17 protein-coding genes are annotated in these 20,254 nt (G+C 72.5%); 12 read left to right on the top strand and 5 right to left on the bottom strand.

The features are described 5' to 3' along the window. Window positions 1–61: 61 nt before the first annotated feature. Entirely contained in the window at window positions 62–1,156 is a 1,095-nt protein-coding gene (locus tag ABEB06_RS05015; protein ID WP_345695562.1) for a DUF6183 family protein, read from the top strand. A 40-nt stretch (window positions 1,157–1,196) separates the two neighbouring features. Here the strand turns inward: ABEB06_RS05015 and ABEB06_RS05010 are convergent, their stop codons facing one another. The 3 genes from ABEB06_RS05010 to ABEB06_RS05000 form a co-directional block, all read right to left on the bottom strand. Beyond that, complete coding sequence (locus ABEB06_RS05010) at window positions 1,197–1,550, bottom strand: hypothetical protein (RefSeq protein ID WP_345695561.1); 354 nt, start codon at window positions 1,548–1,550, stop codon at window positions 1,197–1,199. A gap of 139 nt (window positions 1,551–1,689) precedes the next feature. Continuing rightward, on the bottom strand, window positions 1,690–1,863 hold the full coding sequence (locus ABEB06_RS05005) for a hypothetical protein (RefSeq protein WP_345695560.1): 174 nt from the start codon (window positions 1,861–1,863) through the stop codon (window positions 1,690–1,692). A 225-nt stretch (window positions 1,864–2,088) separates the two neighbouring features. Continuing rightward, window positions 2,089–3,234 (bottom strand): alkene reductase, encoded by a 1,146-nt coding sequence (locus ABEB06_RS05000; protein ID WP_345695559.1) that lies wholly within the window; start codon window positions 3,232–3,234, stop codon window positions 2,089–2,091. A gap of 54 nt (window positions 3,235–3,288) precedes the next feature. Here ABEB06_RS05000 and ABEB06_RS04995 point away from each other — a divergent pair, with 54 nt between their 5' ends. From ABEB06_RS04995 to ABEB06_RS04975, 5 genes are all read left to right on the top strand, one after another. Next, on the top strand, window positions 3,289–3,666 hold the full coding sequence (locus ABEB06_RS04995; protein ID WP_345695558.1) for a MerR family transcriptional regulator: 378 nt from the start codon (window positions 3,289–3,291) through the stop codon (window positions 3,664–3,666). Window positions 3,667–4,051: 385 nt separating this feature from the next. Next, the gene (locus ABEB06_RS04990) at window positions 4,052–4,879 is read left to right on the top strand and encodes an FAD binding domain-containing protein (RefSeq protein ID WP_345695557.1); all 828 of its coding nucleotides are present in this window, start codon (window positions 4,052–4,054) and stop codon (window positions 4,877–4,879) included. Further along, on the top strand, window positions 4,876–7,608 hold the full coding sequence (locus ABEB06_RS04985; protein ID WP_345695556.1) for a molybdopterin-dependent oxidoreductase: 2,733 nt from the start codon (window positions 4,876–4,878) through the stop codon (window positions 7,606–7,608). Before ABEB06_RS04990 ends, ABEB06_RS04985 begins: the two co-directional genes overlap by 4 nt. Further along, on the top strand, window positions 7,605–8,582 hold the full coding sequence (locus ABEB06_RS04980) for an antibiotic biosynthesis monooxygenase (RefSeq protein ID WP_345695555.1): 978 nt from the start codon (window positions 7,605–7,607) through the stop codon (window positions 8,580–8,582). The genes ABEB06_RS04985 and ABEB06_RS04980 overlap by 4 nt, the downstream gene beginning before the upstream one ends. A gap of 25 nt (window positions 8,583–8,607) precedes the next feature. Continuing rightward, the gene (locus ABEB06_RS04975) at window positions 8,608–9,159 is read left to right on the top strand and encodes a hypothetical protein (protein ID WP_345695554.1); all 552 of its coding nucleotides are present in this window, start codon (window positions 8,608–8,610) and stop codon (window positions 9,157–9,159) included. 531 nt (window positions 9,160–9,690) lie between these two features. Here ABEB06_RS04975 and ABEB06_RS04970 read toward each other — a convergent pair. Together ABEB06_RS04970 and ABEB06_RS04965 are read right to left on the bottom strand one after the other, a co-directional pair. Next, window positions 9,691–10,254, bottom strand: coding sequence for an EF-Tu/IF-2/RF-3 family GTPase (locus tag ABEB06_RS04970; protein WP_345695553.1), 564 nt, complete (start codon window positions 10,252–10,254; stop codon window positions 9,691–9,693). A gap of 41 nt (window positions 10,255–10,295) precedes the next feature. After that, window positions 10,296–11,081 (bottom strand): DeoR/GlpR family DNA-binding transcription regulator, encoded by a 786-nt coding sequence (locus ABEB06_RS04965; RefSeq protein WP_345695552.1) that lies wholly within the window; start codon window positions 11,079–11,081, stop codon window positions 10,296–10,298. Window positions 11,082–11,248: 167 nt separating this feature from the next. Between ABEB06_RS04965 and ABEB06_RS04960 the strand changes: the two genes are divergently transcribed. From ABEB06_RS04960 to ABEB06_RS04935, 6 genes are all read left to right on the top strand, one after another. Next, complete coding sequence (locus ABEB06_RS04960; RefSeq protein WP_345695551.1) at window positions 11,249–12,223, top strand: ROK family protein; 975 nt, start codon at window positions 11,249–11,251, stop codon at window positions 12,221–12,223. Continuing rightward, entirely contained in the window at window positions 12,220–13,140 is a 921-nt protein-coding gene (locus tag ABEB06_RS04955; protein WP_345695550.1) for a 1-phosphofructokinase family hexose kinase, read from the top strand. The genes ABEB06_RS04960 and ABEB06_RS04955 overlap by 4 nt, the downstream gene beginning before the upstream one ends. Before the next feature lie 232 nt (window positions 13,141–13,372). After that, the gene (locus tag ABEB06_RS04950; protein WP_345695549.1) at window positions 13,373–14,665 is read left to right on the top strand and encodes an ABC transporter substrate-binding protein; all 1,293 of its coding nucleotides are present in this window, start codon (window positions 13,373–13,375) and stop codon (window positions 14,663–14,665) included. A 104-nt stretch (window positions 14,666–14,769) separates the two neighbouring features. Further along, on the top strand, window positions 14,770–17,244 hold the full coding sequence (locus tag ABEB06_RS04945) for an RICIN domain-containing protein (RefSeq protein WP_345695548.1): 2,475 nt from the start codon (window positions 14,770–14,772) through the stop codon (window positions 17,242–17,244). Window positions 17,245–17,439: 195 nt separating this feature from the next. Further along, window positions 17,440–19,239, top strand: a complete 1,800-nt coding sequence (locus tag ABEB06_RS04940) for a ricin-type beta-trefoil lectin domain protein (RefSeq protein ID WP_345695547.1) — start codon at window positions 17,440–17,442, stop codon at window positions 19,237–19,239. Between the two features lie 208 nt (window positions 19,240–19,447). After that, window positions 19,448–20,203 (top strand): hypothetical protein, encoded by a 756-nt coding sequence (locus tag ABEB06_RS04935; RefSeq protein WP_345695546.1) that lies wholly within the window; start codon window positions 19,448–19,450, stop codon window positions 20,201–20,203. The last annotated feature ends 51 nt before the right edge of the window (window positions 20,204–20,254 follow it).

Genomic DNA, 20,254 nt, shown 5'->3' with positions numbered 1-20,254 from the left:
TGCCCCGGTGCGCAAGGACGGTGGATCCGCGTCCGGGCCGCGGTGGCCTAGGCTCCGGGGTGTGACCGACGAGATCGCGGAGATCGCGGCAGGGCTGCCGGAGCTGAAGGACGTTCGTGAGCTGTGCGGGATGCTCTCCCGCCGGGTCGAGCGGGGCGACCTCGGGTTCGTCGGCGACCTCGGGGTCGAACTGGCCGGGATGCGGCGGGATCCGGCGGCCTGGCAGGACAGGACCGTCCTCGACCACGTGCTGCGGCTGCTCGCGACCACCGCCGGGGCCGAGAGCGTCGCCCAGGTGCTGCGGGTGGTGTCCCGTGCGGTGCCCGGAGGCCCGGCGCCGGCGCGGCACGTTGCGGCGATGCTCGCCGCCGACCAGCGGCCGGAGGACCTGGCGCAGGCGTTCACCGACGCGGTGCCGCAGGAGCTGCGGGCCTGTCTGCTGCACGAGCTGCTGCTCCGGGGCGCCGCGGTCACCGCGTGGGCCGATTCCGTGCCGCTCCCGGAACACCCCTTGTCCGTACTGCCGTTGACGCGCCTGGAGATCGAGCGCCGGGCGGTGCGGCCGCGCGGGTTCGCGAACGGAAGCGGGGTCGCGGCGTACGGCGCGTGGAAGCTCCGGCCGCCGAACGAGGCCTTCGCCGGCCCGGCGGTGCTGGACGTGACGAGCGAGAAGGTCGCCACCGCGATCGGCTCGGCGGTGGCCGCGTGGCCCGAGGAGTCCAACGGGCAGCTGGAAGCCCGGGTCTTCGCGTTCGCGGATCCGCTGGACCCGGTGCTGGTGCCGGCGGCGCTCCCCACCCTGGGGCTGGCCTGTCTCGCGGGCGCGGCGGAGTCGTCGGGCCTGGTGTGGAACTTCCGTACCCCCGAGGAGGCCTGGCAGGTGCTCTTCGCCGCCGCGTACAACGGCGGGGCGTACGGGCCCGGTCTCGGCGGCGCCTACGGCCGGCTGGCGGCGTGGCAGTCGGCGGCCGCGCTGGTGGGAGCCGCCCCCGACACCGGCGCGGAGCGGGTCGAGGAGCTGGCACGGCGCTGCACCTGGTACGGATTCGCCGCCGGGACGGACTGGTTCGACCAGGTCGCGTGGGACCTCGGCGTCGCCGTCCTCGGGCCGGACGGACGACGCCTGGCCGTACTCGCCGCGACCGACACGGACTGACCGTGGCCGGCCCGGGTCGGTCCGCGCGGCGTTCCGGCGACTACCGGAACTCGTGCACGACCTGGATCTCGCCGACGATGTGGGAGTTGAACTCGTCCAGCTCCTCGGCGGGCACCCACAGTTCGAGGATCGTCCGGCCCCCGACCTGCTGGACGGGGTAGCGGCCCAGGAACTCGGTCTCGACCTCGAAGCGGGTCACGTACCCGACGCCGCTGTGCTTCACGTTCCAGTCCCGGGCGATCCTGATCGCGTAGTCCTCGTTGAGGACCGGGTAGAAGATCGGCTGCTCGGGCAGGCGCGGCGGCCAGGCACACCAGTCCAACTGCCGGACCAGGTCCAGCTCCTGGGGACCGGTCGGTCGCCAGAGGGTCGTGGTCTGCGGCTGGCTGGTCATCGTGATCACTCTCTGCGTTCGGGGAGCCGCCGGCGCGGCGCGTCGGAAGCCGGACGCTATCGGTGCGGGGCCCGCGAGGGCCAAGGGATTTCCCGACCGCCCGCTTCTCCTGCTTCCGGCTCCCGAACGGGCGGGTGGCTCAGGTGGAGTCGGGGCGGGCGCGGCGGGACCACTCCATCAGGCCAAGTCCGGCGAGGGCGATGCCTCCGCCGAGGGGCCACAACGTGGTCTCGTGGCCGGCGGCGGCCATGCCGTAGGTGCCGCCCGCGGCGAAGAGCAACTGCCCGGCCCCCCAGAGCCGGGGGGAGGCCACACCGGGCCACCACCGGGGCGTCCGACCCCGCACGACGGCCGGAACGGCAGTGCCGAGCGCGACGGCCCAGAGCACTCCGCTGCAGACCCACCCGAAAACGTTCATCAGCTGTCGAACCCCTCCCGGACGGCGCGCCGTGCGCCGCCGGACACGGATCCTTCCACCCGCAGGCGCCCCTCCCGCGCGCGGGGCCCCGGCGGCCGCAGCACCGATCCGGACGGAGCGTCAGAGCACGGCGCTCTCGTACGCCCGGCCGTGGTCGACGGAGCCGGTGGCCGCCAGCGTGGGGTAGTCGGTGTAGCTGGCCGACCCGCCCGTGTACATCAGGCCGTGGTCCCGCACCTGGTTGATCGGCGCCCCGGTGCGCAGGCGTTCGACCAGGTCGGGGTTGGCGAGGAACGGGCGGCCGAGCGAGATCAAGTCGGCTCCCGCGCTGAGGAGCCGCTCGGCCTGCCGCCTTCCGCCGTCGGCGGGCAGCGGCTTCCCCCACCCGAGGACCGGGTTGGCGATCAGCGTGCCCGGCCAGGCCGCGCGGATCTCGTGGAAGTGCGGCTGGTCCGGATCCGCGAAGACCACGTGCAGGTAGGCCGGGCCGACGTCGGCGAGCGCGGCGACGAGCGCCGGATAGATCTCCTCGGTGTCGCCCTCGTCGATGCCGTTGACGGTCAGTCCGGGCGAGATCCGCACCCCGACCCGTTCGGGGCCGATCGCGTCGGCGACCGCCCGGACGACCTCGACCGTGAACCGGATGCGCCTGGCCACCGGGCCGCCGTAGGCGTCGGTGCGCCGGTTGGTCCCCCGGGCCAGGAACTGGTGGAGCAGGTAGCCGTTGGCGGCGTGCACCTCTACCCCCTCGAAGCCCGCGTCGACGGCGTTGCGGGCGGCGGCCGCGAAGTCGGCGACGGTGGAGCGGATCTCGTCGAGCGTCATCTCGCGCGGTACGACGGCGTCCTGGGGTCCGGTCGGGGTGTGGACGGTCTCCGGCAGCGGGATCGGCGAGGGGGCGACCGGGGTGAGGCCGCTGTTGTCGGGGTGGCCGACCCGGCCGCCGTGCTGCAACTGCAGGAACATCCGGCCGCCTTCGGCGCGCACGGCGTCGGTGACGCGCCGCCATCCCGCCACGTGCGCACGGTTGTGGATCGCCGTGATGTCGGGGTAGGTCTGCCCGACGGCGTTGGGGGTGGACGCCTCGGCGACGATCAGTCCGGCGGTGGCCCGTTGGGCGTAGTAGGTGGCCATGATCGGTTGTGGGACGCCGTCCGCGGAGGCGCGATTGCGGGTCATGGGCGCCATCACCAGACGGTTCGGCAGGCGGAGGGAGCTGAGGGACGCGGGCTCGAAGAGGCGGGATTCCACCGTTGTGTTCGTCATGCCGGAACGGTAGAACCTGACACCGGTGTGAGGTTCAAGTCCAGGAGGTGAGCGATGCGGATCGGCGAGCTGGCCCGCCGCAGCGGGGTGAGCGAACGGTCGCTGCGCTACTACGAGGCGCAAGGGCTGCTACGGGCCGAGCGCACCCCCGGCGGCCAGCGCGAATTCGGCGAATGGGCAGTGGACCGGGTCATCCGCGTCCAAGCGCTGTACGCCGCGGGGCTGAACAGCAGGAAGATCGCGCAGCTGTTGCCGTGCCTGCGCGACACCGACGGCAGCCCGAGCGAGATCGCCACCGCACAGCTGGTCGACGAGCTCACCGCGGAACGGGACCGCATCGACCGGATGATCGGCGACCTGTTCCGCTCCCGCGAGGTGCTGGACGAGGTCATCAGCACCGCGAGGGACAACCTGGACGGCCTCGCCCGGTGACGAACCGCGCGAAGAACGCGGCGCGGCTCCCGGGCGGGAATTTCCGGTAGGCCTGCGACCGGCTCGGGGCCGCGCTCCGAATTCCCCGACCTCCGGGGAGCCTTGGAAGGCATGCCCACGTCAATCCCGCGCCGCGCGGCGATCCGACATGATCCGAAGGAGGCCCGGAGACCCCGGAACGCTGCAGGTGGGCGGGTCGGCGCACGCCGCGGCGCGGAGCGGCCGGGGCTCCCGACTTGGCGGGCCCCGCGCGTCCGGCTATACGCTGGAGGGGAATCCCAGCGCCCGCCGACGCTCGCCCCCGAGCAGTTCGACCGCAGCGGCCCGACGGTGGTTCGGTGGGCAGTCCGTCCCGCGGCGGTCGTCGTGAGGGAGACCGGTTCCCATGGACCTCAACACCGTCACCGAGGTCGTCCGGCGTCCGCCCGCCCGACCCGATCCGGACTGGCGCGAAGGCGATGCCTGGCTCGCGGGCGGCACCTTCCTGTTCTCGACCGAGCAGCCGGAGCTGCGCCGCCTGATCGACCTGACGTCCCTGGGCTGGGCCCCGCTCGTCGCGGACGGGAGCGGCCTGGAGATCGGTGCGACCTGCACGATCCGGGACCTGTACGCGTTCGGGCCGCCGCGGGAGTGGACCGCGGGCCCGCTGATCGCCACTGCCTGCGAGGCGTTCCTGTCCTCGTTCAAGGTATGGAACGCGGCGACCGTCGGCGGCAACATCTGCCTCTCGCTGCCCGCCGGACCGATGATCACCCTCACGGTCGCCCTGGAGGCCGGGTACGAGCTGTGGGCGCCCGACGGGTCGACCCGGGTCGTCGACGCCCTCGAGTTCGTCACCGGCAACAACCGCAACGTCCTCGGACCGGGCGAACTCCTGCGGCGGATCCGGATCCCGACCGGCGCGCTGCGCAAACGCGCGGTGCACCGCCGCTTCGAGCTGACCCGGCTCGGCCGGTCGACGGTCTTCCTGATCGGCACCCAGACGCCCGGCCGGGACGACCTGTTGCTGACCGTCACCGCCGGGACCACCCGGCCGGTCCGGATCGCCTTCGACGCCATGCCCGACGCGCGGACGCTCCAGCACAGCATCGACGTGATCCCCGCCGACGTCTGGTTCGCCGACCCCAACGGGACGCCCGAGCACCGGCGCCACCTCACCAAGCACTTCACCGAAGAGATCCGTCACGAACTCGTCACCGGGAGCCCCGCATGACCTACGTCGTGAACGGCCGGAGCTTCGACGAGGAGCCGCGACCCGGCCAGTGCCTGCGCACCTTCCTCCGCTCGCTCGGCACCTTCGGCGTCAAGAAGGGCTGCGACGCGGGCGACTGCGGCGCCTGCACGGTGTGGTTGGACGGGCAGCCGGTGCACAGCTGCATCACCCCGGCGTTCCGCGCGGACGGTCGCGAGGTGACGACGGTCGAGGGGCTCGGATCGCCCGGCGACCTGCACCCGGTGCAGCGGCGGTTCCGGGACGCCCCGGGGTTCCAGTGCGGCTTCTGCACGGCCGGGATGATCATGACGTCCGCGGCGCTCACCGAGGAGCAGAAGGACGACCTGCCGAGGGCGTTGAAGGGCAACCTGTGCCGCTGCACCGGCTACCGGGCGATCGAGGACGCCGTCCGCGGCCGGACCGGCATCGAATCGGCCGCTCCTGGGAAGGCCGTGGGGACGAGCGTCGGCGCACCGGCGGCCGAGGACGTGGTGACCGGCCGCGCCGAGTTCACCATGGACACCCACCTGGAGGGCATGCTGCACCTCAAGGTGCTGCACTCGCCGCACGCCCACGCCCGGATCCGCTCGATCGACAGGAGCGCCGCACTCGACGTGCCCGGCGTGCGCCGCGTCTACACCTGGGAGGACGTGCCGCAACGGCGCTTCACCACCGCGATCCACACCGACCACCTGGTCGACCCGGACGACACCTTCATCCTCGACCGCACGGTCCGCTTCGTCGGGCAGCGCGTGGTCGCCGTCCTGGCCGACACGGTCGCGGCGGCGGAGGAGGGCTGCCGGAGGGTCGTGGTCGACTACGAGGTGCTGCCGGCGGTGTTCGACCCCGAGGAGGCGATGGCCGACGGTGCGCCGCAACTGCACGGATCCGACGACCCGTTCGTCCGGGACCCGGTCCACAACGTCCTGCTGGAGATCCACTCGCACATCGGCGACGTCGACGCCGGCTTCGCCGAGGCCGACGTCGTCCACGAAGCCACCTACACCTCGCCGCGGGTGCAGCACGCCCACCTGGAGACGCACGGCTCGATCGCCTGGATGCAGGACGGCCGCCTGAACGTGCGCACCAGCTCGCAGTCGCCGTCGATCGCCAAGGTCAAGCTCGCCTACCTGTTCGCGCTGCGACCGGACCAGCTGCGGGTGTTCTGCAAACGGGTCGGCGGCGGCTTCGGCGGCAAGCAGGAAGTGATCTCCGAGGACCTGGTCGCCCTCGCCGCGCTCGACACCGGCTCGCCGGTCTGCCTCGAGTACACCCGCGAGGAGGAGTTCACCACCGCCTCGCCCCGGCACCCGATGGCCCTCACCGTGCGGCTCGGCGCCAGGGCGGACGGCACACTCACCGCCCTCCAGGTCCGCAACGTCTCCAACACCGGCGCCTACGGCAACCACGGCGGCGAGACCCTGTACGCGGGCGGCGCGGCCGTCATGATCTACCGCTGCCCCAACAAGAAGTACGACGCGTTCGCCGTCTACACCAACACCGTGCCCAGCGGCGCGCTGCGCGGCTACGGCATGACCCAGCCCGCCTTCGCCGTCGAGTCCGCCATGGACGAACTGGCCCGCGCCCTCCACCTCGACCCGCTCGAACTGCGCCGCCGCAACATCGTCCGGCCCGGCGACCCGCTCGTCGCCCTGCACGACGGACCCGACGACGTGCTCTTCACCGAGGACGGACTCGGCCGGTGCATCGACCTGGTGGACGCCGCGATGGCCCGCGCCACGCACCGGCCGCCCCCCGGACCCGACTGGCTGGTGGGAACCGGAGTGGCCTCCTCCCTGCACGAGACCGCGCCCCCCACCGAGCACATCGCGGAGGCCTGGGTCACCCTGGGCGACGACCTCGTCTACGAACTGGCGGTCGGCACCGTCGAGTTCGGCGAGGGCACGTCGACCGCGCACGTCCAGATCGCCGCCACCCAACTCGGCACCACCCCGGGGCGGATCCGCCTCGTCCAGTCCGACACCGACCGCACCGGCTTCGACACCGGCGCCTTCGCCAGCGCCGGACTCTTCGTCGCCGGCAACGCCGTCCTGCGCGCCGCCAACGCCGTACGCGACCGGATCCTGGAGTTCGCCGCCGCCCACACCGGCGTCCACGTGGTGATGTGCGCGATGGACGACGACGGCGTCCGCTGCGGCGAGGAGCGCGTCCCGCTCGCCGACCTCGTCGCCCTCGCCCGCGACCGCGGCATCCGCTTCACCGCCGCCCGCAAGGCCTACGGCTCACCCCGCAGCGTCACCTCCAACACCCAGGGGTTCCGGATCGCCGTGCACCGCGTCACCGGCGAGATCCGCATCCTGCACAGCGTGCAGGCCACCGACGCCGGCGACGTCATCAACCCCGCCCAGGTCCGCGGACAGGTCGAGGGCGGCGTCGCCCAGGGCATCGGCTTCGCCCTCACCGAGAACCACCACCTCGACGCGGACGGCGCCGTGGTCAACCCCAACCTCCGCAACTACCGCATCCCCACCTACGCCGACGTCCCCCGCACCGAGGTGCTCCTGGTGCCGTCCTCCGACTCGGTCGGACCGATGCGCTCCAAGGGCATGGCCGAATGCTGCATCAACCCGGTGTCCGCGGCCCTCGCCAACGCCCTCCACGACGCCACCGGCGTCCGCTACCGCGCCCTGCCGCTCACCCCGGAACGGATCTACGGCCCGCTGAACGCCACCGCACCGGTCCCGTCCGGGGCGGCCGGACCGCAATGAACACCGTGCAGCCCCTGGACGGGGACGCCGCCGCCACCGCCATCCTCGGGCTCAAGGTCCGCCCCGGCCTGGAGGAGGAGTATTGGGCCTGGCAGAAGGCCGTCAACGCCGCCGCCGCCGACTACGCCGGCTACCTCGGCGCCGAAGTCTCCCCGCCGACCCCCCTGCAGCCCGACTGGCTCGTCATCTACCGGTTCGACTCCATCGCCCACCTCCAGGCCTGGATCAACAGCGCGACCCGGCAGAACCTGCTCGACATCGGCAGCCGCTACTTCGACGGCCCCGGCACCCAGCAGGTCGTCCGGGGCGGCCGGCAGGCCCCCGACCCGCTCGTCACCGTCGTCGTCGCCCACCGCGTCGACCCCGACCACGTCGACGACTTCCTCGACTGGCAACAGCGGATGAGCGAGGAGGAGCGGACCTTCGCCGGCTTCCGCGGCACCGAACTCTTCCGCCCGATCGACGGCCTCCAGGACGAATGGACCACGCTCTACCGCTTCGACAGCGCCGAACACCTCGACGCCTGGCTGACCTCCGGCACCCGCCGCCGGATCCTCGAAGAGGGCGAGAAGTTCAACGAGTTCAAGCTCCGCACGATCGACAACTCCTTCGGCAGCTGGTTCGCCTTCGAGGAGAACGGGAGGGAGGCCCCGCCCCCCGCGGCGAGCAAGACCGCCATCGCCGTCTGGGTCGGCCTCTACCCGACCGTCGTCCTGCTCACCCTCGCCCTGGCCCCGCTGAAGATGCCGCTCTGGATCGGCCTGCTCATCGGCAACCTGCTGTCGAGCTTCATCATGAGCTTCCTGACCATGCCCTACTACGTGAACCCCCTGCTCGGACGCTGGCTCCGCCCCGCTCCCGGCGAACCCGCGGCCCGCACCAACCGCATCGGCCTCGCCATCGTCGCCTCCGTCACCGCCGTTTGGGCCGCCGCCTTCTTCCTCATCACCAGGGACATCTGGCACCTGCCCTGACCGCGGGTCGTGGCAGGGTTGGACCGTGACGACCATCGAGACCACAGATCCGTTCACGGCCGCAGGCCCGGGTGACGACGGGAGCCTCTACGCGTACCGGGTGCGCGGGACCGGCCGCAGCGCCGTGGTGCTGTGGATCGGCGGCGAGGGCGACGAACCCGATCGGGTGGTGACGCTGCCGGACACCGGGCGCAGGCAGGTACCGGTGTTCGTGACGGTCCGGCAGGCGCGGGCGTACGCGAGCCGCCGGGGGCGGACGTTGGCCACCCCCGACGCCAACACGCTGGAGCTCGTCCACGTCCAGCGCTGGCTGGACGACCCGGTGCGCCGGCGGGTCCCGCCGGGTGCCGTGCTGGGTGCCTGGAACTTCTTCGAGGACCTGGCCCGGGGGCTCGACGCGGAGCACCGGTTGCCCCGGCAGGGGGCGGTGCACGACGGCGCCTACGAGAAGCTGTTCGGGAGCGAGTGCGCAGCGTGGACGCCCGACGAGCGGCGCGCGGTCATCGAACTGCTCACGGCCGGGGTGGAGCTGTGGGACTCCTGCCCCGTGGTCGTCAGGCCGCGCTCGCGCGGCTGACCCGCTGCGGTGAAGGCGATGCCCGCGGGCCTGGGGGCGGCGGTGCGCTGCTGGGGGACGGCGGGCTGCGGCGGTGTCGCCGGTTCCCGGAAGGGGGAGCGCTGGACCGGGGGCAGGGGGTGCTCCTCGGTCAAGGGCTGGTCGGAGGAGGACTCGGAGAAGGGCTGCCACAGCGGGCGCCGGTCTGAGGTCATGATCACCAGTCTCCCGACTCCGCTCGCCGGGCCATGCCCGACACGGAGGCTCAAGGGCCGAAGGGATCGACTGCCGGGTCGTGGGGGACACGCTCCCCCGAGGGGACCCGGTCGGTCGCAGGGCAGCAGCGCAGGGGACAGGGCGCGGCTGCTCAGCCGGGCGGCCGTGGCCGGTGGGGCGAGGCCGCCGTTGCGGGAATGCTAGACCGGAACCCGGCGGTCGCCAAGGCCTTGACCTGCGTGCTTTCGGTCACGATGCCGCATCCGCGCCGGACCGCCGCCCCGGCGGCAAGTGCGTGACGGCCCACCGCGCCGCTCGGCCGGGCCCGCGGGCGGGTCATCCGAGCCGGGTGACGGTCGCCGTGCCGGCGGCGCGGGCGTGGTGGCGGAAGGCGAGGCGCCGGCCCGTCTCCAGGGCGACGGGGTGGTCCAGGGCGACGGTCACCGTGCCCTGGTGGAGCGGCTGCAGCGGGTCGGCGCCCGGGGGCAGGGTGACAACGCCGAGGACCGTGGCGGTGCGGACGTGGAACTGGAGTCGGTCACCGGTGCGCACCTCGGTGCCGCCGTCGGCTTCGGACAGCAGGGCGAGGTCCGCGGTGAAGCGGTGGTGGGCGTCGATCGCGCCGGGTGCCGCGAGGACGTGCCCGCGTCCGACCGCGGTGCCGGCCGTGCCGTGCAGCAGGAGTCCGACGTGCATGCCGGCGGACGCCTCGTCGACGTGCCGCCCGTGCAGGTCGATGCCGGTGACGTGGGCGGTCAGGGCGCGGTCCGGGCCGACGAGCTGCACCTCGTCGCCCGTGCGGACGCGTCCGCGCTCGATCCGGCCGGTCGGCATGGTCTGCCGCCCTCGGCGGAAGACGACTTCGACCGGCATCAGGAACGGCTCCTCGACGGCGCTCACCCGAAACACTCCCCCCGACGGTCCCCGCGGACCGGGACGACTCAGACGCAGATGACCTCGACGCCCTTGGCGACGAACTGTTCGACCAGCTCGTCCGGGGCGTCCTTGTCGGTGACCAGGGTGGAGATCCGCTCGACGGCGCAGACCTGGGCGAGGGCGCGGTGGCCGAGCTTGGTGGAGTCGGCGACGACGATCACGCGTTCGGCGCGTTCGGCCAGGGTGCGGTTGACCTCGGCCTCGCCCTGGTCGTGGGCGAAGGCGCCGCCGACGGGGTCGACGGCGTTGACGCCGAGGAAGGTGAAGTCGAGGGAGAGCTCGCGCAGGACGAGCGGGGCCAGCGGCCCGGTGAGTTCGAAGGAGGTGGCGCGGGCGACGCCGCCGGTCATCACGGTCTTGACGTAGGGCCGGACGGCCAGTTCGCCGGCGATGTTGACGGCGTTGGTGACGACGGTGAGGCCGATCTCGTCGATGTACTCGGCGAGGTCGGTGCGGACGGTGAGTTCGCGGGCCACTTCGGAGGTGGTGGTGCCGCCGTTGATGCCGATCACGGCGCCGGGCGGGACGAGGCGGGCGGCGGCTTCGGCGATGCGCTGCTTCTCGCCGGCCTGGCGGGCGGTCTTGTAGCGCAGCGGCAGGTCGTACGCGGCTCCGCCGAGGACGGCGCCGCCGCGGGTGCGGGTGAGGAGCTGCTGGCGGGCGAGTTCGTCGAGGTCGCGGCGGACGGTCGCGGTGGAGACCTCCAGCAGCTGGGCGGCCTCGGTGACGTCGATGCTGCCGCGTTCGCCCAGGACGGCGAGCAGCCGCGTCCACCGCTCGTTCGTGCCCATCGTCACTCCTCAGGTCCGTGAGTGATCAAGCGTAGCCGCGGCCGGTGCCGGCCCTGCGCCGAATGTCGTGGTGGAGCCGGGCCCCGAGCACCCGTCACCTACTCTTTGCTCGAAGCTGCGCATTTGGGCTATAACCTCTGCATATTCGAGCATGTGGAGGGAATTCCATGACCGGTCCCGTCACGGTGGCCGCCCTCGACGTCGGCGGCACGTCCATCAAGGCATCGATCCTCGACGCGCACGGGGCCGTGCTGCACCGCGAGAGCGTGGTCACCGGCGTCAGGGACGGACGGGACGCCGTCACCGAGAACGTCCTGGCGCTGGCGCGGAGGCTGGTGGACGGCTTCGGCTGCGCGGCCGCGGGCATCGCGCTGCCCGGTGTCGTCGACGAGGCCGCGGGCACCGCGGTCCGGTCGGCGGCCCTGGACTGGCGGGACGTCCCCGTCCGCCGCTGGGCCGAGGACGAGCTGGACGTCCCGGTGGCGATCGGGCACGGGGTGCGCGCCGGCGCCCTGGCGGAGGCCAGGCTCGGCGCGGGGCGGGGCTGCCCCTCCTTCCTCTTCGTGTCGGTCGGCACCGGGATCGCCGGGGCGAGCGTGCTCGACGGCCGTGCGGAGCAGGGCGACGGCGGGGGAGCGGGCGGGATCGGCCACCTGGTGGTGCGCCCCGGCGGCCCGGAGTGTGCCTGCGGGGGCCGCGGCTGCCTGGAGGGCGTCGCCTCCGCCTCGGCCGTCGCCCGCCGCTACCGGGCGGCGGGCGGAGCCGCCCCGGGCGGGCAGGTGTCGGCGCAGGAGGTGCAGTGGCGGGCCCGGGCGGGCGACGCGCTCGCCGAGGCGGTCTGGCGGGACGCGGTGGCCGCGCTCGCCGACGGGCTGGCCGCGGCCGCGACCGTCCTCGACCCGCACTGCGTGATCGTCGGCGGCGGCCTGTCCCGGGCCGGCGCCGCGCTGTTCGCCCCGCTGCGCCGGGCCTTCGCCCACCGGCTCGCCTTCCGGTCCGCGCCCCGGCTCGTGGAGGCCGGCCTCGGCGACCGCGCGGGCAGTCTGGGGGCCGGGCTGCTCGCCCTGGAGCTGCTGGGCCACTCCCTGGAGGCCCTGGCACTCGAGCCCGCCACCGCTGCCGTCGTGGGCGGGCTCGGATGATCCTCACCGTCACGCCGAACGCGGCGCTGGACGTGACCTACCGGGTGGCGCGGCTGGAACAGGGCGGCAGTACCCGGGTCACCGCGGTGGACGAACGGGCCGGCGGCGAGGGCGTCAACGTCTCCCGGGTGCTGCAGGGGCTGGGCGTGGACACCGCGGTCAGCGGCTTCGCGGGCGGCGCGACCGGCCGGGCGGTGCGGACCGATCTGATCGTCGCCGACCTGCCCGACGCGATGGTGGGCATCAGGGCGGAGACCCGGCGGACGGTCGCCGTGGTGGACGAGGGCGCGGGCACCACGTCGGTCCTGCTGGAGCCGGGCCCGGAGGTCTCGGCGACCGAGTGGGCCGAGCTGGTGGTCCGCTTCACCGGCCTGGTGAGGTCGGCCAAGGCCGTGGTCCTGTCCGGCAGCCTGCCGCCCGGCCTGCCCGTGGACGCCTACGCGACGCTGGTCAGGATCGGCCGCGCCCACGACCGGCCGGTCGTGCTCGACACCGACGGCGAGCCGCTGCTGGCCGCGCTGTCGGAACGGCCGACGCTGGTCAAACCCGATGCCGGGGAACTCCTCGCCGCGACCGGGGAGACGGACCCCCGGGCGGCGATCTCGGCGCTGCGGGCGGCGGGCGCGCAGAGCGTGGTGGCTTCGATGGGGGAGGGCGGCCTGATCGCCGTCGCACCCGGCGAGGCGTGGCAGGCGGGCCCGCCGTCGCGGGTGGCCGGTCGTGCGACCGGTGCCGGTGACGCGGCCGTCGCCGCGCTGGCGGCCGGTCTGGCCGTCGGCACCCCTTGGCCGCGGATGGTGCGCCGGGCGGTAGCCCTGTCCGCGGCGTCCGCCGCCGTGCCGCTCGCCGGCAGCTTCGACGCCGAGCTGTACGGCCGGCTGTGCAGGCGTGTGGTTCCGCGTCCCTTCGCGACCTGACGGGCCGGACGGGGTCGGCCCGGCCTCGCGGTGCTGGAAGTTGCGCAGATTCTGCCATGAGTGCGCATCTCTGCGCATCCACCGGTGGTGCACGACCTGTGGGGAGAAGCGCGCACGTTCAAACATCGGAGGCGCCTCAGCCGTGCATTATTTTGGTCGAACGTGTTGACATCTGCGCGCAATCGGGCTGGATACTGCACGAAACTGCAGCGAGCCGAAGGATGTCCCGCCCGTGAGCATCAAGCCCGGCCTCCACGGCCTCCTCTCCGCCCTGGCGGCGCTGACGCTCGTCGCCGGTGCCGCCGCCTGCGGGGCGCAGGGCGGCGACCACCGCGTCACGGTGGCCTTCTGGGGCTGGGCGCCCGGCTACCCGGAGGCCGTCGCCCGGTACAACGCCACCCATCCCGGGATCCGCGTCGAGTACACGACCGTCGCCCCCGGCAGCCAGGGCGGCTACGAGGCGGTCCAGGCCTCGGTGAAGGACGGCAAGGCGCCCTGCCTGGTGCAGATGGGCTACGAGTCGCTGCCGAGCTTCGCCTCCGACGGCCTCGTCCAGCCGATCAGCGACGAGGTGCTCGGAACCCGCGTCTACTACTCCGAGACCGCCTGGCAGCAGGCCACCGTCGCCGGCGAGATCTACGGATTCCCGGTGGACGTCGGCCCGATGGCGCTCTACTACCGCAGCGACCTCTACGCCCAGTACGGACTGGAACCGCAGCGCACCTGGCAGGACTTCGCCACCGACGCGGCCCGCCTCCACCAGGCGGCCCCCACCCGCTTCCTGACCGCGTTCACCCCCGACGACCCGTGGTGGTTCGCCGGACTCGCCGCCCAGGCCGGCGGCAGCTGGTTCGACGTCAAGGGCCGCTCCTGGCAGGTCGACACGGCCGACCCGAACAGCGCGAGGTTCACCGCCTACTGGCAGTCGCTGCTCGACAAGGGCCTCGCCAAGTCGGAGACCGCGTTCGGCGACGGGCTCTTCGAGGACCTCCAGAACGGCACGCTCGCCGCCTTCCCCGGCCCGGTCTGGTTCTCCAGCCTGCTGGCGCAGAAGTCGCCTGCGGCGAGCGGCAAGTGGGCGGTCGCACCGATGCCCCGGTGGACCGCGGGCGATACCGCCTCCGGCTTCGACGGCGGCTCCGCCACCGCCCTGCTCAAGGGCTGCGCCGCCGCCAGGCCCGCCCTGGACTTCGCCAACTGGCTGAGCAGCGACCGCGATTCGCTCCAGATCCTGGTCGACAGGGCCGGCATCTACCCGGCCGCCGTGACCGCCGACACCCTGCCCGCGCTGAACCGGCCCGACCCGTACTTCGGCAACCAGCCCATCTTCGGCGTCTTCCGCGACGGGCTGGGCCGCACCAACTGGACCTGGGGGCCGGTGATGACCGACACCTCCAAGGCGCTCAGCACCGAACTCGGCAAGGCCGTCACCACCCGCACCCCGCTCAAGTCGGCGCTGCAGACCGTCCGCGACCGGACCGTGGCGGCGATGCGCGGCAAGAACATCGAGGTCTCGGCCCGATGACCCGTCACCCGACCCGCTCCGGCCCGGGTGCCCGCGCCCCGCCCGGCCGAACGCACCACCGGCCCCCCACACCCCCACGCAGGTGCACCATCAAGGAGTACCCGATGATCCCCCAGCTCCGCAGGCCGCTGGCGGCCGCCGTCGCCACCGCCGTCCTCGCCCTGACCCCCGTCCTGGCGACCCCCGCCGCCGCGACCCCCGCCTCGGCGACGTACTCGGTGAGCGTCGGCTCGCCGGTCCCGTTCGCCTACCCGACCGACACCCAGGCCACGCCGTACATCGACAAGGACGGCACGTTCTACTACCAGCAGTCGGCGGCGCTGTACGGCGCGACCGACAACCGGAAGTGGGACTTCTACACCGGCACCGACTTCGACACCGCGACCAAGTCGGCGTCGCTGAGCGGCTACGTCAACCCGGCCAACTCCCAGGACCGCAACGACAACACCACCTGGCGGTGCAACAACAGCCCGACCGGCCTGATCGCCAGCTACGACCCGGGGAGCACCACGCACTCCGAGAAGAACTACTGCGACCTGGCGGGCCTGTGGGTCGACCCGGACACCGGCGACTGGTACGGCCTGGTCCACAACGAGTTCACGCCGGACCCCCTCGACGCCGGCGACGACCTGCACTACGACGCGATCGACTACGCGGTCTCCACCGACCAGGGCAGGACCTGGAAGATCAAGGACCACGTGATCACCTCGCCGTACTCCACCGTGCGCGGTGACACCACCGCCTTCCCCAACCAGACGTACTACTACGGCGACGGCGACCAGCGCCTGCTGGTCGACACCGCCTCCGGCTACTTCTACGTCTTCTACGGTTCCCGCGTCGTGGACAAGGGCAGCGGCTGGAAGGCCTTCCACGAGCACGTCGCCCGCGCCCCCATCTCCGGCAAGATGGCGCCCGGTTCCTGGCAGAAGTGGTACAACGGCGCCTGGACGGAGGCGGGCGTGGGCGGCCGGGAGTCCAACATGGTCCCGGTGAACGGCTCCAGCACCACCGGCTACACCCCGACCAGCGGCGAGTACAACCCGGCCAACACCGGCACCACCGCCCAGCAGGTCGCGGCCGGCAAGATGCCCGCCACCTCGCCGCTGTTCGTCATGGACGTCACCTGGAACGCGTACCTGGGCCTGTACGTGGGCCAGCCGCAGGGCGTCGACCAGAGCGGCAACGCCCCGCAGCAGTACTACGTGACCGACAACCTCGCCACCCAGAAGTGGTACCTCGCCGGCGACACCGGCAGCTACCACACCGCCTCCTGGTACCGCTGGTTCCTCGACGGGGTCAACAGGACCGGCTCCCAGATCGTCGGCAAGAACTTCCGCACCTACTGCGCCTTCGGCTGCTCCAACGGCTCCTCGGGTGAGTACGTGCCGGTCACGCTCAACTCCTCCTCGCCCGCGGCGGCTCCGTTCGACCTGACCAAGGCCTACCGGATCGCGAACGGTGGTGGCCGGGTCCTGGCCCAGGTCTCCGGCAACACGACGACCACCTCCCAGACCTCCACCGGCAACGCGCTGGAGAACTGGGTCTTCAGCTCCATCGGCGACGGCTCCTACCGGATCGCCAACGCCTCCACCGGCCAGCTGCTGGGCGTCGACTCCACCGCCAACGCCGGCCGCGCCTGGGGCACCAAGCCCACCGCCACCACCGTCGGCGGCAGCGGCCCGACCGTCGGCCAGCAGTGGTTCGTGATCGCCGGCACCGGCACGGACAACACCCCCAACGGCACGTACAAGCTGGTCAACCGCTACAGCGGCCTGGTGCTCGGTCTCTCCGCCACCTCGGGCCGGCTGGCCGAGACCACCCCGACCCGCAGCTGGAGCGACTCCGGCAACGCCGTCGGCGCGTCCCGCACCGCGGCCGAGCAGACCCTGAGCCTGACCGCGGTCGGGGCCGCCCCCGAGACCGTCTGGGTGAACAACCCCGGCAGCCAGGCCACCAAGGTCAGCACCGCCGTCTCGCTGCAGATCGGCGGCACCGACACGGTCGGCAAGAGCCTGACCTACAGCGCGACCGGCCTGCCCGCCGGACTGTCGATCAGCTCCACCGGTCTGATCTCCGGCACGCCGACCACCGCCGGGTACTCCTCGGTCACCGTCACCGCGTCCTCCGGCACCGCCAACGGCTCCACCACCTTCGGCTGGGCGGTCAACCCGGTGCTCAGCGGTTCGCACACCCTGACCGCCTCCGGCAAGGCGCTCGACGACCCCAACCACTCGACCGCGCAGGGCACCCAGTTCATCACCTGGGCCCCCAGCGGCGGTGCGAACCAGCGCTGGGTCTTCACCCAGCAGACCGACGGCTCCTACCAGATCGTCAACGGTGAGTCGAACCTCTGCATGGACGTCAACGGCGGCTCCACCGCGCCCGGCACGGCCATCATCCAGTGGGCCTGCTCGGGTGGCACCAACCAGCGCTGGACCGTGAACGCCGTCTCCGGCGGCTACACGATCACCTCGCAGAAGAGCGGCCTGCTGCTGACCACCGCTTCGACTGCGGACGGTGCCCTGGTCACCCAGCAGGCGGACACCGGCTCGGCCCTGCAGCGCTGGGCCATCGGCTGATCCCAGCCTTCCCGCCGACGGGACCCGCGGACCACGTCCGCGGGTCCCGTTCCGCGTTTTACGCAGGGGCTCGACGAAATCCGTCGTGTCACGCCTCTTGACGCGGGCCCGCCCGCTGCCCAACCCTTGCTCAAAACTGATTGATTCACGCTCGTTCGAATCAAAATCAAGCACACATGTACGCTTGGGAGCAGCATGAGATGGCACCACCGCATGGCCGGAATCTGTTCGGTCGCGGTCCTCACCGCCGGCCTCGTCTCGTCCTTCGACACCCCGGCCAGGGCTGACAGCACCGCCGCCAACACCAGCACCCCGGTGGGGGCGAAGCCGATGATGGGCTTCAACAACTGGGCCCGCTTCACCTGCGCCGCCCAGGCCCGCCTGGACGGCACCCGTGACGGGTACTCCTTCCAGCAGTTCATGCAGGACCAGGCCAAGGCCATGAAGGACACCGGCCTGGTCGCCGCCGGCTACACCAACCTGACGGTCGACGACTGCTGGATGCAGCGCACCAGCGCCGGCTACCTGCACGGCGCCGCGAACTGGGGGAGCAGCTCCCAGCCGGGCTTCGACTGGGAGCTGACGGACTACGCGAACTACGTGCACAGCCAGGGCATGGAGGCCGGCCTCTACAGCACCTCCGGCGTCAACACCTGCCAGGGCGTGCCCGGCGGCGTCATGGGCCACGAGCAGGCCGACGCCAACTCGCTGGCGTACTGGGGCATTGACTCCATCAAGCTCGACAACTGCGGCACCAACCAGAGCAACCGCCAGACCGAGTTCACCACCTTCGCCAACGCGCTCGGCACCGCCACCGCCAACAAGACGCGCAAGATCCTCTTCAACGAGTCCGCGCCCGCCGGGTACGGCCCGACCAGCGCCGAGAAGTACAACTCCCTGGAATGGGTCCGGGGCCTGGGCCAGATGTGGCGGGTCAGCCCCGACATCCAGGTCTGGCACGCCAACCAGCCGAACACCGGCTGGGACTGGCAGCACGGCGCCGACTACTACGAGGGCGGAATCCTCCAGAACTTCGAGGACACCGTCTCCATCGCCCGCTACAACGGCCCCGGCAACCACAACGACGCCGACATGCTGCTGATCGGCGACAACAACCAGCTCACCCTCGCCGAGCAGCGCAGCCAGTTCGCGCTCTGGTCGGCGATGGGCTCGCCGCTGATGATCACCAGCGACGTCCGCAAGATGGCCGCCGACCCGGTCACCTACGCGCCGCAGCTGAACATCCTCAAGAACGCCGACATCATCGCCGTCGACCAGGACACCACCGCCGGCGGCTACCTCGCCGCCCGCGACGGCGCCACCACCACCGCCGGCACCGAGGTCGTCGTCAAGCCCCTCGCCGACGGCTCGCGCGCCGTGGTCGTCGTCAACAAGAACGCCACCGCGACCAGCTTCACGCTCGACCTCGCCCGCGTCGGCTTCACCAACACCGGCTGCTCGCGCACCGCCAAGGACCTGTGGAACCACACCACCTCGCAGGTCACCGGCTCCCTCACCACCACCATCGGCGCCCACGACAACGCGATGTACACCATCGCCCCCGGCAGCTGCGGCGCCGCACTGCCCACCGGCCAGATCCAGGCCGCCCAGCCCGGCTTCCAGGCCTACGCCTACTGCCTCGACGCCTACAACGGCGCCACCAACGGCGCCACCGTCGGTCTCTGGGACTGCCACAGCGGCAACAACCAGCAGTGGCAGCGCCAGACCAACGGCCAGATCACCTCGCTCGCCTCGCCCGGCCTCTGCCTCTCCGGCGAGTCCACCGGCCTGAAGCTGCGCACCTGCAGCAGCGGTGACACCAAGCAGATCTGGACGTACACCCTGGCCGGCCAGCTCAAGGCGGGCGGCGTCTGCGCCGACATCGCCGGCGGCGCCGTCAACGACAAGACCAAGGCCGTCGCCACCTACACCTGCGGCACCCACCAGGCCAACCAGACCTGGAGCGCCCCCTTCGCCACCCCGCCCACCCCGTGACCACCTGCCCGCCCCGCACGGCGGACAGGTGACCCCCCGGCCCGGTGCGGGCACCGCCACAACGGCGCTGCCCGCCCCGGGCCTGCCGGTCATTGCGCCACCGCATAACGAATTCACGTTCATTCGCGGGCGATTGGTCCTGATTCAGGATGATCGTCCGCGGAAGATCCGAGTCGTACGTGCACGTGTTGCCACTAGGGTGCCGCGCATGCTCCTCACGATCGACACCCATTCCACGGCCTACCTGAACGGACGGATCGTCGGCCAGATCATCGTCCTGGCCGCCGGCATCGCCCTCGCCTGGGTGCTCACCCGTAAATGGCGCAACCCGGTCGCGCTGATGCCCGCCGACCTGCCCCGGGTCACCGTGGCGCGGAAGAGGCGCCGGCTCCTGCTGGTGCTGATCACGGCGGCGGCCTGCGCCCTCTCGGCGACCGAGCTCATCCTGGACCTGCGGCGCGAGTCGCCGTACGGGGCGGCCGCCTCGACCGGGCCGACCGATCGGACCGTCGACGCCCCCGACACCGTCGCGGGCTACCACCTGATCACCGGCGAGGCCGCGGCCCGGCTCATCGCCAAGCGGCCGGCCCGGACCGGGGAGCACCTCTGGTACTACTCGACGACGCCGGGCGCGACGGAACCGAACCTGATCTTCACCGCGTCGACGAACGCCTGGGATCCGGCAGGCGCCGCCGAAAAGGCCAAGCACTCGCTGGACCAGCTCTTCACCGACTTCTTCGCCGGCGCCAAGGTCGAGGACGCCGAAGACGTCGACCCCGGCCCGCTCGGCGGGCTGATGCGCTGCGGCCACTCACAGAACGGCAACTTCGTCATCTGCCGCTGGGAGGACGCCGGCGCCGCGGGCACCGTGGTGGCCGCCGACGCCACCGGCATCCAGGAGGCGGGGGCACTGGCCCTCCAGTTCCGCAACGCCGCCGAACACAGCGGGGCCCGGTCCTCCTGACGACGGCCCCGCCGGGCCGGGGGCGGTACGGGGCGGTACAGGGGCCCGTCC

Origin of the sequence: Kitasatospora terrestris, assembly GCF_039542905.1 — a bacterium.
GTDB lineage: Bacteria > Actinomycetota > Actinomycetes > Streptomycetales > Streptomycetaceae > Kitasatospora > Kitasatospora terrestris.
This window is presented reverse-complemented; position numbering and strand designations above follow the sequence as displayed.

Coding starts and splice junctions, on each gene's coding strand:
- ABEB06_RS05010 (WP_345695561.1), bottom strand. CDS start 1,550: ATGACCAGCCAGCCGCAGACCACGACCCTCTGGCGACCGACCGGTCCC.
- ABEB06_RS05000 (WP_345695559.1), bottom strand. CDS start 3,234: ATGACGAACACAACGGTGGAATCCCGCCTCTTCGAGCCCGCGTCCCTC.
- ABEB06_RS04995 (WP_345695558.1), top strand. CDS start 3,289: ATGCGGATCGGCGAGCTGGCCCGCCGCAGCGGGGTGAGCGAACGGTCG.
- ABEB06_RS04990 (WP_345695557.1), top strand. CDS start 4,052: ATGGACCTCAACACCGTCACCGAGGTCGTCCGGCGTCCGCCCGCCCGA.
- ABEB06_RS04985 (WP_345695556.1), top strand. CDS start 4,876: ATGACCTACGTCGTGAACGGCCGGAGCTTCGACGAGGAGCCGCGACCC.
- ABEB06_RS04980 (WP_345695555.1), top strand. CDS start 7,605: ATGAACACCGTGCAGCCCCTGGACGGGGACGCCGCCGCCACCGCCATC.
- ABEB06_RS04965 (WP_345695552.1), bottom strand. CDS start 11,081: ATGGGCACGAACGAGCGGTGGACGCGGCTGCTCGCCGTCCTGGGCGAA.
- ABEB06_RS04960 (WP_345695551.1), top strand. CDS start 11,249: ATGACCGGTCCCGTCACGGTGGCCGCCCTCGACGTCGGCGGCACGTCC.
- ABEB06_RS04955 (WP_345695550.1), top strand. CDS start 12,220: ATGATCCTCACCGTCACGCCGAACGCGGCGCTGGACGTGACCTACCGG.
- ABEB06_RS04945 (WP_345695548.1), top strand. CDS start 14,770: ATGATCCCCCAGCTCCGCAGGCCGCTGGCGGCCGCCGTCGCCACCGCC.
- ABEB06_RS04940 (WP_345695547.1), top strand. CDS start 17,440: ATGAGATGGCACCACCGCATGGCCGGAATCTGTTCGGTCGCGGTCCTC.
- ABEB06_RS04935 (WP_345695546.1), top strand. CDS start 19,448: ATGCTCCTCACGATCGACACCCATTCCACGGCCTACCTGAACGGACGG.